The organism is Nocardia yamanashiensis NBRC 100130, assembly GCF_001613325.1.
Lineage (GTDB): Bacteria > Actinomycetota > Actinomycetes > Mycobacteriales > Mycobacteriaceae > Nocardia > Nocardia yamanashiensis.
Map to the genome: position 1 here is coordinate 64,365 of NZ_BDCD01000018.1, position 13,832 is coordinate 78,196.

Annotated in this window: 15 protein-coding genes; 9 read left to right on the forward strand and 6 right to left on the reverse strand. The window is 69.0% G+C overall.

Going from position 1 to position 13,832, the window contains the following annotated elements:
* Positions 1-120: 120 nt before the first annotated feature.
* Both NY1_RS20450 and NY1_RS20455 read left to right on the forward strand, forming a co-directional pair.
* Positions 121-1,329 (forward strand): UDP-N-acetylglucosamine--N-acetylmuramyl-(pentapeptide) pyrophosphoryl-undecaprenol N-acetylglucosamine transferase, encoded by a 1,209-nt coding sequence (locus tag NY1_RS20450; RefSeq protein WP_067715736.1) that lies wholly within the window; start codon positions 121-123, stop codon positions 1,327-1,329.
* A 129-nt stretch (positions 1,330-1,458) separates the two neighbouring features.
* A complete protein-coding gene (locus tag NY1_RS20455) occupies positions 1,459-1,809 on the forward strand; it encodes a ribosomal subunit interface protein (RefSeq protein ID WP_067715739.1) in 351 nt (116 codons plus the stop codon).
* A gap of 22 nt (positions 1,810-1,831) precedes the next feature.
* On the opposite strand, the gene NY1_RS20460 is transcribed toward NY1_RS20455, so the two are convergent.
* Together NY1_RS20460 and NY1_RS20465 are read right to left on the reverse strand one after the other, a co-directional pair.
* Positions 1,832-2,947, reverse strand: a complete 1,116-nt coding sequence (locus NY1_RS20460; protein ID WP_233434407.1) for an esterase-like activity of phytase family protein — start codon at positions 2,945-2,947, stop codon at positions 1,832-1,834.
* 43 nt (positions 2,948-2,990) lie between these two features.
* Positions 2,991-3,848 (reverse strand): helix-turn-helix transcriptional regulator, encoded by an 858-nt coding sequence (locus NY1_RS20465; RefSeq protein ID WP_067715744.1) that lies wholly within the window; start codon positions 3,846-3,848, stop codon positions 2,991-2,993.
* A gap of 68 nt (positions 3,849-3,916) precedes the next feature.
* Here NY1_RS20465 and NY1_RS20470 point away from each other — a divergent pair, with 68 nt between their 5' ends.
* The 6 genes from NY1_RS20470 (at position 3,917) to NY1_RS20495 (ending at position 9,878) form a co-directional block, all read left to right on the forward strand.
* The gene (locus tag NY1_RS20470) at positions 3,917-5,563 is read left to right on the forward strand and encodes an AMP-binding protein (protein ID WP_067716224.1); all 1,647 of its coding nucleotides are present in this window, start codon (positions 3,917-3,919) and stop codon (positions 5,561-5,563) included.
* On the forward strand, positions 5,560-7,263 hold the full coding sequence (locus NY1_RS20475) for an AMP-binding protein (RefSeq protein ID WP_067715747.1): 1,704 nt from the start codon (positions 5,560-5,562) through the stop codon (positions 7,261-7,263). The genes NY1_RS20470 and NY1_RS20475 overlap by 4 nt, the downstream gene beginning before the upstream one ends.
* A 39-nt stretch (positions 7,264-7,302) precedes the next feature.
* A complete protein-coding gene (locus NY1_RS20480; RefSeq protein WP_067715750.1) occupies positions 7,303-7,494 on the forward strand; it encodes a hypothetical protein in 192 nt (63 codons plus the stop codon).
* A gap of 111 nt (positions 7,495-7,605) precedes the next feature.
* Positions 7,606-8,484 carry an AraC family transcriptional regulator ligand-binding domain-containing protein gene (locus tag NY1_RS20485; RefSeq protein WP_169815381.1) on the forward strand — a complete coding sequence of 293 codons (879 nt, stop codon included), beginning with the start codon at positions 7,606-7,608 and terminating at the stop codon, positions 8,482-8,484.
* Positions 8,481-9,473: an AraC family transcriptional regulator ligand-binding domain-containing protein gene (locus NY1_RS20490; RefSeq protein WP_169815382.1), complete on the forward strand. Its 993-nt coding sequence runs from the start codon at positions 8,481-8,483 to the stop codon at positions 9,471-9,473. Before NY1_RS20485 ends, NY1_RS20490 begins: the two co-directional genes overlap by 4 nt.
* 213 nt (positions 9,474-9,686) lie before the next feature.
* The gene (locus NY1_RS20495; RefSeq protein WP_067715756.1) at positions 9,687-9,878 is read left to right on the forward strand and encodes a hypothetical protein; all 192 of its coding nucleotides are present in this window, start codon (positions 9,687-9,689) and stop codon (positions 9,876-9,878) included.
* On the opposite strand, the gene NY1_RS20500 is transcribed toward NY1_RS20495, so the two are convergent.
* Together NY1_RS20500 and NY1_RS20505 are read right to left on the reverse strand one after the other, a co-directional pair.
* Positions 9,867-10,316 (reverse strand): MarR family winged helix-turn-helix transcriptional regulator, encoded by a 450-nt coding sequence (locus NY1_RS20500; protein WP_067715758.1) that lies wholly within the window; start codon positions 10,314-10,316, stop codon positions 9,867-9,869. The two genes, NY1_RS20495 and NY1_RS20500, sit on opposite strands and share 12 nt — an antisense overlap.
* A 127-nt stretch (positions 10,317-10,443) precedes the next feature.
* Positions 10,444-11,088: a TetR/AcrR family transcriptional regulator gene (locus NY1_RS20505; RefSeq protein ID WP_067715761.1), complete on the reverse strand. Its 645-nt coding sequence runs from the start codon at positions 11,086-11,088 to the stop codon at positions 10,444-10,446.
* A gap of 107 nt (positions 11,089-11,195) precedes the next feature.
* Here NY1_RS20505 and NY1_RS20510 point away from each other — a divergent pair, with 107 nt between their 5' ends.
* Entirely contained in the window at positions 11,196-11,912 is a 717-nt protein-coding gene (locus NY1_RS20510; RefSeq protein ID WP_067715764.1) for an SDR family NAD(P)-dependent oxidoreductase, read from the forward strand.
* Here the strand turns inward: NY1_RS20510 and NY1_RS20515 are convergent, their stop codons facing one another.
* Both NY1_RS20515 and NY1_RS20520 read right to left on the reverse strand, forming a co-directional pair.
* Positions 11,913-12,755 (reverse strand): hypothetical protein, encoded by an 843-nt coding sequence (locus NY1_RS20515; RefSeq protein WP_067715767.1) that lies wholly within the window; start codon positions 12,753-12,755, stop codon positions 11,913-11,915.
* 67 nt (positions 12,756-12,822) lie between these two features.
* Positions 12,823-13,785, reverse strand: a complete 963-nt coding sequence (locus NY1_RS20520) for a DNA polymerase domain-containing protein (RefSeq protein ID WP_218028403.1) — start codon at positions 13,783-13,785, stop codon at positions 12,823-12,825.
* Between the last annotated feature and the right edge of the window lie 47 nt (positions 13,786-13,832).

The following is a 13,832-nucleotide window of genomic DNA, read 5'->3' on the forward strand; positions in this document are numbered from 1 at the left end:
TGGTAAAGGCCGGTTGCCGGATCGCCAATACTTCGCTGGGGTTCCAACCGACCGGTATTCGGGCCACGACTAACCTGGTCCGAGCGCCATCCCGGACCCGCGACCCGCAGGAGAAAAGCCATGCCACAGCCCGCCCAGGACCGCGCCGCCATTCTGAAGCGGCTCGCCGCACACGGACCGGTCCGCGTCATCGTCGCCGGCGGCGGCACCGGCGGGCACACCTATCCGGCCGTGGCGGCGGTGCGCGCGCTGCGCGATCTGGCCGCCGAGGCCGACACCACCGCCGAAGTGCTGTGGGTCGGTACGCCCGACAGCCTGGAACAGCGCGTCGCGGCCGAGAACGAGGTGGCCTTCGCCGGCATCAAGGCGGGCAAGCTGCGCCGCGACCGCAATCCGCTCAAGATGCTCAATGCCGCCAATGCCAAAGACGCCCTGCGGGTTCCGGCCAGCGTGCTGCGCGCCCAGCGCGTGGTGCGCGATTTCCGGCCGGATGTGGTGCTGTGCACCGGCGGATACGTCTGCGCGCCCATCGGATTGGCGGCGGCGCTGCGGCGCAAGCCCTTGGTGATCCACGAGCAGACCACCGGTATCGGCAAGGCGAATCTGCTGCTGGCCCGCCTGGCCGACCGGATCGCGCTCAGCTCGGAGGCGTCCCGGCAGCTGTTGCCCGGGCGCACCCGCGAGCGGGCCGTGGTCACGGGCAATCCGATCCGCCCGGCGCTCACCACCGGTGACGCGGAAGCCGCTGTGCCGGCGTTGAATTGGACCGGCTACACGCCCGGACTGCCGACCGTGTACATCACCGGCGGCGCGCAGGGCGCGGTGCAGATCAACGATCTGATCGACAGCCTGCTGCCGAACCTGCTCGATCACGCCAATGTGATCCACCAGTGCGGGCGGTTGTCCTACGAGCAGGTCAAGGAGCGCGCCACCACGCTGCCCGAGGAATTGCGCGGCCGGTATCTGGTGCGCGAATTCCTCGGCCCGGAACTCCCGCACGTGCTGGCGCTGGCCGATGTGCTGGTATCCCGTTCCGGCGCGGGCACTCTCGCCGAGATCACCACGCTCGGCAAACCGTCGATCCTCATCCCGTACCCGCATTCGGTGGGCGGCGAGCAGATCCGCAATGCGCGCATCCTGGCCGATCAGGGCGGGGCGCGGGCGCTCATCGGGCCCGAGGCAACCGCGGAGAACCTCAGCAACGCACTGACCGAACTGCTCGGCCAGCCGGAGACGCGGCGCGCGGTGTCGGCCGCCGCCAAGGCCGTCGGGCACCCCGATGCCGCCGAGCAGTTGGCGCTCACCGTGCTCGGGTTCGCCGCACCCTGACCCCGGAATGCCGCTGAGAGCCTTCTCACCTGCTGAGAGGGCACTGAGAGGTTGCCCCAACCGGCGCGGAAACGGGTAGGGTCGAGGGTGTCAGCAAGTTCTTGGCAATCCCGAGAGATTGGAGATGCCATGCAAATCCACGTTTTCGCCGACAAGCACATCGGCGGCGGTCCGGCACTCATTCGCGAGGCGGAAGACACCATCACCAGCGCGCTCGATCGCTTCGCCGACCAACTCACTCGGGTAGAGGCCCACATCACCGACGTCAACGGTCACAAGGGCGGCTCCGAGGACAAGCAGTGCACCCTGGAGGCGCGGCCCAAGGGTCAGCCGCCGGTCGCCACCACCCATCGCGCGGGAACCGCCGAGGACGCCTTCGCGGGCGCCGCCGACAGCATGGCGCATCTGCTGGACAGCCGGTTCGGCCGGCTGCATCACGCCAAGGGCGGCGAATCCATTCGCTATCTCGCGGCCGACTGAGCCGCCCCGCCGGGCCGCCCGCCTAGCCGCCGCTGACCGACAGCAGGTGGAAGGTGGTGCGGCCCGCGCGCCCGAAGTTGTTGTCCGCCACCACGATCAGTGATCGGGAGCCGTCGGGCAGGCGCGGACCCCAGGTCATACCCTCCACGCATTGCGGGTCGATGCCCGCCGCCCGGAAGTCGAACAGCAGTCGCTTGCTCATGGGCTTGGCGTCCGCCGGGGCGGCTTCCTTGCCGGTCACCGGATCGGCTCCGGCGGTGGAGGTTTCGTAGATGCGGCCGGTGAAGCCCAGTACCGGGATCACGCCGCGCTCCAGCGCGAGATAGCGGTCGCCGCCGAGCGAGAGAATCTCGGAAACGCCTGCGGACGAAGCGATTTCACCGAGTCCGACACGCCCGACCGGGTAGATGTATTCGGCGATGTTCTGACCACTGCCCCGGTCCAGTCGCACCATACGGGACCGGCTCTCGGCGTCGGCGGACGCGGTGGGTCCGTCCTGCACCAAGGCGTTCTCGGTCACCGCGACCACGGTCGAGCCGCCCTCGGTCAGGTCCATGGCCTCGAAGCCGAGATTGTCTCGAATACCCGAAATCTGTTGCCCTGCAGCGTCGTTACGCGGCGTGAAGGCGTCCGGCACCGGCACTTCGCGGCTGAAGGCCCCGTCCAGGGTGGCCTGACGGACGAACCCGGCCTGCCCGGCCTTGGCCTCGCCCTCGCTGGTGTACACGAACCCCTGATGGTCCGGTGTCCACCGAATCGCCTCCGGGTCGATGGTGCGCGCCGCGTACGGCGACCCGTCCTTGTCGAGAAGCTCGATGAGACTGCGGAATTCGGGCGCGCCCAGCTTGCCCTCCGGGGTGATCGGCACGCTCAGCGTGTACGCGCGCGCGGGACCTTCCTCACCGCGGTTGTCGCTGATCGCCAGGTAGCTGTCGCCCTCCGGCCAATAGTCCAGACCGGACAGCCCGCCGACTCGATAGCCCCCGAACTGGTAGTCGTCGCCCAGCGTGAACTGATCGAGATGCCGCACGGTCAGCGCATCCGCCACCGCCCCGTTCTCCCCCGTCGCCACACCCGCGGCACCAGCCGTCCCGACAACCACCGCGAAGGCCAAAGCCAAAGCGCGCACACCACTCATGGCTGCGTTCATATCAAGACCGGCCGGCCGCCGTCATTCCGGGTTATGGGAGGAGGCCGAGGCGGCGGGCGCGGACTACGGCTTCGTGGCGGTTGTGGGCGCCGAGTTTGGTCATGGCGCTGCGGAGGTAGCTTTTGACCGTCTCGGCGCGGAGGGAGAGGCGCTGGGCGGCTTCGGCATTGGTGCAGCCGAGGGCGATCTGGGCGAGGACGTCGAGTTCACGGGGAGCGAGGGAGACGGCGTGGTCGGGGGCGGCCACGCCGGAGACCAGGCGGGCCAGGCGGGCGGAGACGTCGCGGAGTTGGGTGCGGGCCTGGGCGTCGGAGACCAGCTGGGTGATGCCGCGCAGTTCGGCGTGCAGGTCGCGGAGTTCCTCGGTGACAACGGCGTTCGCGCCGGCGGCCTCGCGGGACAGATGCAGGCGCACACGGCGGTCCACTTCGTCGCGGATGGCCAGTTCGAGACTGAGGCGGCGGCCGGCCTGGAGCATCTCGTCGGCGATGCGGTCGCCGATGGGCGCGGGTTCGCGGTTCGCGACGTACAGCACCGCGCGCGCCTCGCCCGCGACCACCACCGGCACCGCGACCACCGCGCGCAGGCCCTCGCCGAGCACCGGGCCGTCGTAGTGGTGGGTGATGGTGGAGGCCGAGCGGTAGTCGGCCACCGACCGCGGCTTGCCCGTCGCCACCACGCTGCCGCCCAGCCCGGAGCTCGGCGCCACCGACAGCCCCCGCATGCCGTTGGTGCGGGTGCCGACGAACTCGCTGAGCACCAGCGTCCCGTCCTGCACCGCACCCCCGAAGACCACCGGCATCTTGGAGACGCCGGCCAGCTTGCGCAGCTCGGCCCGCAGGGCATCGCCGTCGCTGGGACGCAGCAGGCCATCGGACGCGGGGGTCATCGGGTACACCCTTCCGGGGGTAGTCGAGGTTCGAGTGTGATGTGGATCCTATCCAAGTGAGCGAGAGCATGGACCGGCTCCGGCCGGTGAGCTATACCCATGGCGCATGGGAGGTGCCGCTGCTCGGCGATACCATCGGCGCCGACCTGGACCGCACGGCCGCCGCGCACCCGGACCGCGACGCCCTGATCGACCACGCCTCCGGGCTGCGCTGGACCTACCGCGAGTTCGTAGCCGAGGTGGACGCGCTGGCGCTGGGGCTGCTGGCCTCGGGGCTGGGTAAGGGCGATCGGGTGGGCATCTGGGCGCCGAACTGCCCGCAGTGGACCTTGACGCAGTACGCGACGGCCAAGATCGGCGCGGTGCTGGTCAATATCAATCCGGCGTATCGGTCGCACGAGTTGCAATACGTGCTGCGGCAGGCCGGGATCCGGGCGCTGGTGGCCGCACCGTCGTTCAAGACCTCCGACTACGCGGCCATGATCGCCGAGGTGCGGCCGGAATGCCCGGAGCTGGACCGGGTGGTGCTGCTGGACTCCCCCGAGTGGGACGGACTGTTCGTCACCGGTCGCGCCGCCGACCCGCGCACCCTGGCGCTGGCGCAGTCGGAGCTGTCCGCCGACGACCCGATCAATATCCAATACACCTCGGGCACAACAGGTTTCCCCAAGGGCGCGACGCTCAGCCATCACAATATCCTCAACAACGGATACTTCGTGGGCGAGCTGTGCGGCTACACCGAACAGGACCGCATCTGCATCCCGGTCCCCTTCTACCACTGCTTCGGGATGGTGATGGGCAATCTGGCCGCCACCAGTCACGGCGCCGCCATGGTCATCCCCGCCCCCGCCTTCGATCCGCGCGCCACGCTGGAAGCCGTTGCGGCCGAACGCTGTACCTCGCTGTACGGGGTGCCGACCATGTTCATCGCCGAGCTGGCGGAACCGGATTTCGAGAGCTACGACCTGTCCAGCCTGCGCACCGGAATCATGGCCGGCTCGCCGTGCCCGGTGGAGGTGATGAAGCAGGTCATCGAGCGCATGGGCATGCGCGAGGTGAGCATCTGCTACGGCATGACCGAGACCTCGCCGGTGTCCACCCAGACCCGCCGCGACGACAGCCTGACCCAGCGCACCGCCACCGTGGGCCGGGCCGGGCCGCATATCGAGATCAAGATCGTGGATCCGGGCACCGGGCTGACGGTGCCGCGCGGGGAACCCGGCGAACTGTGCACGCGCGGCTATTCGGTCATGCTCGGCTACTGGAACGACGCCGAGAAGACCGCCGAGGCAATCGATTCCGCGCGCTGGATGCACACCGGCGACCTGGCGACCATGGACGAGGACGGCTATGTGGCGATCACCGGCCGCATCAAGGACATGGTGATCCGGGGCGGCGAGAACATCTACCCACGGGAGATAGAGGAGTTCCTCTACACTCACCCCGACATCCTCGACGCCCAGGTGATCGGCGTGCCCGACGCCAAATACGGCGAGGAACTCATGGCTTGGGTCCGGTTGCGAGAGGGCGCGCCGGTATTGACCGCCGAGAGCCTGCGCGCGTATTGCGCCGGGCGGCTCGCCCATTTCAAGATTCCCCGCTACGTGCACATCGTCGATGAATTCCCGATGACCGTGACCGGCAAGATCCGCAAGATCGAGATGCGCGAGCTCGCCGCACGACTGCTCGGCCAGTCCAGCCAGGAGGACGCATGACCGCCAATACCGACGCCTACCGCACCGCGCGCGATCAACTGCTGGCCGTCGCAACCGATTACGACGCCGCGCTGCGCACCTTCGAATGGCCGCGGCTGAGCGGCAAGTTCAACTGGGCGCTGGACTGGTTCGACGCCATCGCGCGCGGCAACGACCGGACCGCGCTGTGGATCGTCGAGGAGGACGGGCGCGAGCAGCGAATCAGCTTCGACGAGATGGCGATTCGCTCGGATCGGGTGGCGGCGTGGCTGTCCGGGCTGGGCGTGGCCAAGGGCGATCGGGTGATGCTCATGCTCGGCAATCAGGCCGAGCTGTGGGAGGCCATGCTGGCGGTGGCCAAGCTGGGCGCGGTCATCATGCCGACCACCGGCGCGCTCGGCCCGGCCGATCTGACCGATCGAATCGAGCGTGGCGGAGCGCGTTTCGTCATCGCCAATACCGCCGACACCGGCAAGTTCGACGAGGTGCCGGGCGACTACACGCGAATCGTGGTGGGCGAGGCGGTATCCGGATGGCGGGACTACTCCGACGCCGCCCATGCCGAACCGACGGGTCCGTTCGAATCCCGGACCGAGGTCGACGACCCCCTGCTCGTCTACTTCACCTCGGGCACCACCAGCAAGCCGAAGATGGTGCAGCACTCCCAGATCAGCTACCCGGTCGGGCATTTGACCACGATGTATTGGCTGGGTGTTCGCCCCGGTGACACCCACCTGGCGATCAGCGCGCCCGGCTGGGCCAAGCACGCCTGGAGCTGCTTCTTCACGCCGTGGCTGGCCGAGGCGACCATCTTCGTTTACAACTACGCGCGTTTCGATGCCAGTTCGTTGCTGAATCAACTTCGGCGCGCCGATGTGAATACCTTCTGTGCGCCGCCTACGGTGTGGCGCATGCTGATTCAGGCGGACCTCGGCGAGCGCCCCGCCGGCCTGCGCGAAATCCTCGGCGCGGGTGAGCCACTCAACCCGGATGTGATCGCACAGGTCGAGAAGGCCTGGGGTCTCACCATCCGCGACGGGTTCGGCCAGACGGAAACCACGCTGCAGGTTGGCAATACGCCCGGACAGCCGCTCAAGCCCGGTTCCATGGGCCGGCCCGCGCCCGGCGTCCCGGTGGTGCTGGTGGATCCGATCAGCGGGCAGCTCGCCGACGAGGGCGAGATCTGCCTGGATCTGGCGGCCGCGCCGGTGAACCTGATGAGCGGCTACCTCGGCGATCCGGACCGCAATGCCGCGGTCATGGCCGGCGGCTACTACCACACCGGTGACGTGGCCAGCCGCGACGCCGACGGGTACATCACCTATATCGGCCGCACCGACGACGTGTTCAAATCCTCCGACTACAAGGTTTCGCCCTTCGAACTCGAGAGCGTGCTCATCGAGCATCCGGCGGTGGTCGAGGCCGCGGTGGTGCCGCAGCCCGACGACACCCGGCTGGCGGTGCCCAAGGCGTATGTTTCGCTGGCCGCGGGTTGGGAACCCGATGCCGAAACCGCCCGCGCCATCTTCGAATACGCGCGCGATCACCTGGCCCCGTACCTACGGGTGCGCCGCGTCGAGTTCACCGAGCTACCCAAGACCATCTCCGGCAAGATCCGCCGGGTCGATCTGCGCCGGCGCGAGGACGACGCGCACGCCGCCGGCCGGCCCATCCCCACCGAGTTCCGCTACGAGGACGTTCTCACCGAAAAGAAGCCGTAACCCGCCGCAAACCATCCCTACGAGAAATGGAGCCTCCGAGTGCCCCACACGCTGGAAACCGCCACCGCTTTTGTCATCGCCGAGCTGGAAGCCAAGGGCACCGCGTCCGCCGACGACTTCGACGTGCGCGCCATTGTCACCGCAACGCACAACATCACGGAGACATGGGATTTCCACACGGTGGATCGCAGGAGGTTCTGGGGAATCGCGGCGACGTTCCTGCGACCGTGACCGGCGCGGCGTCACCGCGCCGGTGACGGTGGCCGCAGTTCGGTGAATTCCCGGGAATTGCCCGGGATTTCGCCGCAACATAGCTTGATGCACACCTCCGACACAGTCTTGATGCCCCGCTTCATCCTGTCTCGTGCGGCTGCGGCGGGAATCGATCCGAATCGGCTGGCCCGTCAGGCCGGTATGCCCGACTGGTTACTGAGCGATAGCAATGCTCGCGTCCCCAGCCATTACTACCCCCGGCTGTGGGAGCTGCTGGAACACGAACTCGGAGACCCGGATACGACGCTGCGGGTGGTGGGCGGCTACCGGGTCGGCGAGCTCGGCCTGTTCGACTATCTGATCTCCACCGCCGACACCCTCGGCGAGGGGCTGAGCGTGGTGGGGCCCTACGTCGGCGCGGTGAGCACCAATTTCCGGATGGATGCCGGGGAACAGACCGAGACCGAATCCACGTTCAACCTCTACATGATCAATGCCGAGGGGCACGGGCGCGACCTGTCCGTGCAATCCTCGCTCGGCATTCTGGTCTCGCGCATCCGGCAGGTCACCGGGCGGCCCATCGACCCGGTGCGGGTGGCGTTCCAGCAGCGCGCCCCCCGCACCCGGGAGGCCTTCCGCGAGCATTTCGGCACGGCGGAACTGGATTTCGGGTCGCCGGTCAACAGCATGACCTACCGGCTCACCGATTTCGAATTGCCGCAGGTCACCGCCGATCCCATGCTGGCGGCGGTGCTGCGGCGCTATGCCGCCACCATGCCGCCGCCCCCGCCGCGCGCCACCGAATGGCCGGACCGGGTGGGCGGGGTGCTGGAAAAGCTGCTGCGCCTGGGCGATCCGGCGCTGGAGGAGGTGGCGCGGCGGCTGTTCACCAGCCCGCGCACCTTGCAACGGCGGCTCACCGAATCCGGGACCACCTGGCGGCTGGAGGTGGAGCGCGCCCGCAAGCGCCATCTCGAACAGCTGGAGTCGGTCGCCGAAGCGCCGTGAACACATCCGCGGAATGGGCCGACAGCATTCTCATGGCCCGGTTCGTGCTGAACCGGGCCGCCCGGGCGGGCCTGGATCCGGACGCGCTGGCGCGGCTGGCCGGGGTGCCCAACTGGCGGGAGGGCGGCGAGGACACGCGCGTGGCCAACCGGCTCTGCGTGCGGCTGTGGGAGCTGCTGGAGCAGCGGACCGGGGACGCGGAGATCGCGCTGCGCTCGGCCGACGAGAGCACGCCCGGTGAGCTCGGCCTGCTGGAATACCTGTTCCTGTCCGCGGATACGCTCGGCGAGGCGCTGATCGCGTGCATCCGTTACTGCGGGTGCCTGACCACCAGCTACAGCCTGCTGATCGGCGCGCACGACGCCGAGCAGGTGAGTTTCGAACTGCTCACCGTGACCGAGGAGTGCCGGGGGCGGGAACTGTTGGTGCACTCCGCATTCGCGCTGCTGATCAGCCGGAGTCGCTGGGCCACCCGCAATCACGTGGATCCGGTGCGAATCACGCTGCGCCAGAGCGCACCCGCGGAGCTGGGCGCGTTCCGGGAACTCTTCGGCACCGCCGCGCTCGAATTCGGGGCGGCCTCGGACGCCATCACCTTTCACACCCGGGATCTGGCGCTGCCCATGAAGACCGCCGATCCCGATCTGACCGCCGTGCTGACCGGTTACGCGGCGGCCATGCCGGCGCCACTGCGGTTCATGGTGACCTGGGCCGAACGGCTGGCGGCGGCGCTGGACGCGGCGCTCGACGAGAACACCGCCACCCTGGAAGTCGTTGCCCGCCGCTTGCACACCTCGCCGCGTTCGCTGCAACGCCGGCTCGCCGAAGCCGGGACCAGCTGGCGGCGCGAGCTCGATCAGGCCCGCCGCCGGCGGCTCGAGGAAGCCACCCATCTGCCTCGCGCACGGCAGGCCGAACTGCTCGGTTACGCCGACCCCGCGGCCTTGCGCCGGGCCGCGCAGCGCTGGAAGCTCAGCGACAGCACCTGAGCCGATTCCCTCCAGCGCACCGCCCGCGGTGGCCGGCGCGCGTACGCCGAACGCGAAACCCCTACTCCCAAGGGACCTTCCGGCTACCGGCGGGCAAAATTTTGGCGTGTTCCCCTGCGCTTTGGCGCTTTCGACTCTCCCCAACCCCCTAATCGGCCCCGACACTGGACGAAACGCCTCTCGACACCCCTCGGCGACCGATCGGAGCTTGGCATGCCACACACCCCGGAAACCGCCACCGCCTACGTGATTACGGCACTCGAGGCCAAAGGTACCGCCACCAGAGACGATTTCGACGTGCCCGGCATCGTCACCGCTACCCACGCGCTCACCCAGTCCTGGGACGTGCATCTGCTGGATCGCCGTATGTTCTGGAATATCGCCGCGTCGTTCCTACGGACGTAGCTCCTCGACGTGGGAGGCGATGCGCTGCAACAACTCCATGAGCACCGCCTGCTCCGCCGGCGAGACGCAGTCCAGCATGCGCGCCCGCAGCTCGCCCGCGACGGCCGAAACGCGTTCGTGGGCACGGCGGCCCGCCGGGGTCAGCGTGACGACCTCCACCGAGGTCAGATCCACCCAGCCGCGGTCGATGAGCCGATCCACGAACGGGCGCATGGTGGGTTCGAAGTCGGAACGGAACGCGGACATGGTGTAGTCGAGCTCGCCCAGCGTGATCGCGCCGTAGGAGATGGTGTTGAAGACCTGCCAGGTGCGGGCGTCCAGATCCTCGGCGGCGAGATGGCGGGCCAGCGCCTCCTGGATCGAGCGGTCGATCTGCTTCAACCAGTAGACCAGGGGCCGTTGTTCACGAATATCGGCGAGCTGGGCGCGGTCGGACATCGGGCTCCTTCGCTGGTCGGATTCCGGGCCACCGCCTCCGGCACCGGAACCGGCGAGCCCCCGCAGGCCAGGTAACCACGCGGGCCCGGCGCGCCGCATCGGACATCTGCCCCATTTCCGCGGTGAATCAGGCTCCGGGCGTACCGCTTTCGCCGAGGGCGGCCATGAGCTGCGCTTCGGTGATCGGCGGCACCGGCAGCGGATGGGCGGCCGCGGCGCGCAGGCCGTCGAAGGTGAGCGCCAGATGCCGGCGCCAGGCGTCCGGCGCGATCGCGGCGGTGGCCTCCACGATGCGGGTGTGCGCCCAGGTGATGAAGCCGAGATCCTCGAGCACCCAGTCCGCGCGCAGCACCCCGGCACGCTGTGCGCGCGTGACGATTTCGCGCATCTTGGCATGGCCCTGCTCGCGCGCGCGGGCGACCGCGGGACCGGGGGCGGCCCGCACCGCGAGTTCGCTCAGCAGCCGGTCGCTCGCCTGCAGTTCGCACACCCGCTCCACCAGGTAGGTGAAGGAATCCCAGGGATCGTCGATGGTCAGCGCCGCGTCGGCGATGCGCTCACCGGCCTCGAGGCGATCCTCGACGGCGGCCGCGATGAGGTCGTCACGGGTCGGGAAGCGGTTGTACAGGGTGCCGATGGCCACGCCGGCCCGGGCCGCGATCTCCTTGAGCGGGGCGTCCAGCCCGCGTTCGGTGAACACCTCGCGCGCCGCGCCGACCAGGGCGTCGCGATTGCGGCGCGCGTCGAGGCGCAGCGGCTTGTTCGAGGACATGCGCCGATCCTACAAATCCGGGCATCGATTTAAGTTGAGCATGAGTTCAAGTTAGTGCTAGCGTCGGCAAGGTAACTTGAACCTACGCTCAACTTAATGAGGCAGTCATGGCAAAGACCATCGCCATCTTCGGATTCGGGCCCGGCCTGGGCATGGGAGTCGCCCGCGTCTTCGGGCGCGAGGGGTTCCGGATCGCCGTCGTCGGGCGGCGGCCCGGCAAGGCCGAACAGCATGTGCGGGACCTGAAGGCCGAAGGCATCGAAGCCGTCGCGTTTCCCGCCGACGTCACCGACGCGGCGCAGCTCCACGCGACCGTGGCCGCCATTCGCGGCAGCCTCGGGGAGATCGACGTCGCGCTGCACGGTGCGGCCGGCGAGATGACCGACCGCGCGCCCAGCACCCTCGAACTGGATGTGCCGAGCCTGGGCATTCCCATTGCCCTCAAACTGCATTCGCCGATCCTGATGACCCGGGCACTGGCGCCGGACATGATCGCGCGCGGCTCGGGCACCTTGCTCTTCTCGTCGGGTTCGTCGCCGGACCTGCCGCTGCCCTACCTGTCCAACTTCGGGGTGGCACTGGCCGCGCAGCGCGGGTACGTCCAGCAGCTCGCGGCGGAACTGGCGGGCACGGGCGTGTACGCCGGGGTGCTGAACATCGGCGTACTCATCCGGGACAGCCGGGCCGAGCAGCTGCTGGACGAGCGGCCCGAGCTCGCGCCCGAGGGCATCGAGATCGCGCGCATGTCCAGTGCCGAACTGGGCGAACACTATTGGCGCATGTACCTCGAACGCGATCGGGTCGAGGTGAACGTCGGGTTCTGATCAGAGCGGCAGTTCGAACCGATGGAACCGGGCCGCGATATCGAGACCGGCCAGCTCGAGCGCGGCCCGCACCGGATCGTCGTCGAATTCGAAGACCCGCAGCACCAGCACGTGCGGCATCTCGTCGTGCAGTTCGGTGATGAGCGCGCCGGTCAGGCCCGCCAGCGCCAGCGCGTCGATCTCGCCGTAGGCGAAGCCCTCCCCCACATTGATATAGGCCTCGCTGCCCAGGATCGAGGTGGTGATGGTGGCGACCGGGCCCGCCGATTCCGGATCGAGCAGCGCCACCGCGAGCACATGCCCCGGCGGATCGGAGGATTCGGCCAGGGCCTGCAGGACGCAGTCCAGCGGGGCGGCCTGGGCGATCGCGGCGGGCGCGACCCAGCTGCGCGGTTCCGCGGTCCACAGGCGGGCGTACTCCTCCTCGACCTTCGCGCCGAGCAAGCCGGCGGCCAGACCCTCGGGACCGGTGTCGCCGCCGCTCCAGCCCAGGGCGGGCAGACCGGCCGCGCGGGCCTGTTCGGCGGCCCCGGTGAGCAGGGCCAGCACCACGGCCTCCTCCTCGCCGGTGGCGGTCTCGAAGTCGTAGTGGCCGAGCTGGATCCGCCGGACGTAGCGGGCGGCGTAGAGGACTTCGGCTTCGGCGCTGCCGGATTCGCCGCGATGCAGTTCGGCCCAGCCCACCAGTTCGCCCCCGCGCCGGGCGGCGACGATGCCGATGCGATCCGGGTCGGCGACCGGCTGCTGATCCTCCAGATCGGCCAGTCCGGCCATGCCCGCCAGTTCACTCGCCAGGCGCAGCCCGGTACCCGGATGCGTATCCCATTCGAGCGTTATGTCCACACCGCACCCTAACCGCGAATTCGCGGAAAGTTTGCCAATTGCCCCGGCCGGGCGCGACATCGCAATGTCAGGCCTCGCGCCGTGCCTTCGCCCGGCGTTTGCCCTCATGCATGGCCTGCACCCGGGCCACCGGAATGGTGTGACCCTCCGCCAGCAGATCGGCGGGCAGGTCCTGCGGTTCGGGCATCTCCTCGGCCCAGGGATCGCTGTCGCCGAGCAGTTTCGGGACGGTGCGCAGGGTGAAGTCGTGCGGGTCGGCATCGGCCAGTTCGGACCAGCGCAGCGGGAAGGAGACGGTCGCGCCCGGGCGCACGCGCGGACTGTAAGCGGCCACCACGGTCGCGCCGCCGGAGCGAGTGGAATCCAGGAAGACCTTGCCGTGCCGGTCCTCCTTGATGAAGGCGGTGGTGGCCAGGGCCGGGTCCAGGCGTTCGGCGCGGGCCGCGATGGCGCGGGTGGCGGCGGCCGCGTCGTCCAGGGAGACCGGGCGGACCGGGACGAAGATGTGCACGCCCTTGGAACCGCTGGTCTTGACCGCGCCCGCCAGGCCGTCGTCCGCGAGGGCCTGGCGGATGAGTTCGGCGGCGCGCACCACCTCGCGGAACGATTGCGCCGGATCGGGATCGATGTCCAGCACCAGATGCGTCTGGCTACCCGAATAGTCGGCCAAACCCGCGGCGAGCAGCAGGGTGGTGTGATATTCGACGGCGCGCTGATTGCCGAACCAGATCAGCGTGCGCACCTCATCGCAATCGGCATAGGAGATTTCACGTTTCGAGCTGCCCGCCCACAGGGTGACGCGGTGCACCCAGTCCGGGGTGTATTTGGGCAGGTTCTTCTGCATGAACGGTTCCTGTCCGGGGCGCACCCGCACCACCGACAGCGGGCGGCCGGCCAGCTGGCGCACCAGGCGCTCGCCGATCACCTCCAGGTAGTCGACGAGATCGCCCTTGGTGGCGTCCGCCCCGTCGAACAAAGGACTGTCCAGGCTGCTCAGCTTGATGCCCATCCGGACGTCATCACCCATCAACCCACCCTGCGCCGCGAAGGGGACCGCGTCAACCGGGGCACGCGTAC

What these genes read in the sequence shown, in the direction of transcription:
- NY1_RS20455 (WP_067715739.1), top strand. Translation starts at nt 1,459, where the DNA reads ATGCAAATCCACGTTTTCGCCGACAAGCACATCGGCGGCGGTCCGGCA.
- NY1_RS20475 (WP_067715747.1), top strand. Translation starts at nt 5,560, where the DNA reads ATGACCGCCAATACCGACGCCTACCGCACCGCGCGCGATCAACTGCTG.
- NY1_RS20505 (WP_067715761.1), bottom strand. Translation starts at nt 11,088, where the DNA reads ATGTCCTCGAACAAGCCGCTGCGCCTCGACGCGCGCCGCAATCGCGAC.
- NY1_RS20460 (WP_233434407.1), bottom strand. Translation starts at nt 2,947, where the DNA reads ATGAGTGGTGTGCGCGCTTTGGCTTTGGCCTTCGCGGTGGTTGTCGGG.
- NY1_RS20465 (WP_067715744.1), bottom strand. Translation starts at nt 3,848, where the DNA reads ATGACCCCCGCGTCCGATGGCCTGCTGCGTCCCAGCGACGGCGATGCC.
- NY1_RS20495 (WP_067715756.1), top strand. Translation starts at nt 9,687, where the DNA reads ATGCCACACACCCCGGAAACCGCCACCGCCTACGTGATTACGGCACTC.
- NY1_RS20510 (WP_067715764.1), top strand. Translation starts at nt 11,196, where the DNA reads ATGGCAAAGACCATCGCCATCTTCGGATTCGGGCCCGGCCTGGGCATG.
- NY1_RS20485 (WP_169815381.1), top strand. Translation starts at nt 7,606, where the DNA reads ATGCCCCGCTTCATCCTGTCTCGTGCGGCTGCGGCGGGAATCGATCCG.
- NY1_RS20470 (WP_067716224.1), top strand. Translation starts at nt 3,917, where the DNA reads ATGGACCGGCTCCGGCCGGTGAGCTATACCCATGGCGCATGGGAGGTG.
- NY1_RS20450 (WP_067715736.1), top strand. Translation starts at nt 121, where the DNA reads ATGCCACAGCCCGCCCAGGACCGCGCCGCCATTCTGAAGCGGCTCGCC.
- NY1_RS20500 (WP_067715758.1), bottom strand. Translation starts at nt 10,316, where the DNA reads ATGTCCGACCGCGCCCAGCTCGCCGATATTCGTGAACAACGGCCCCTG.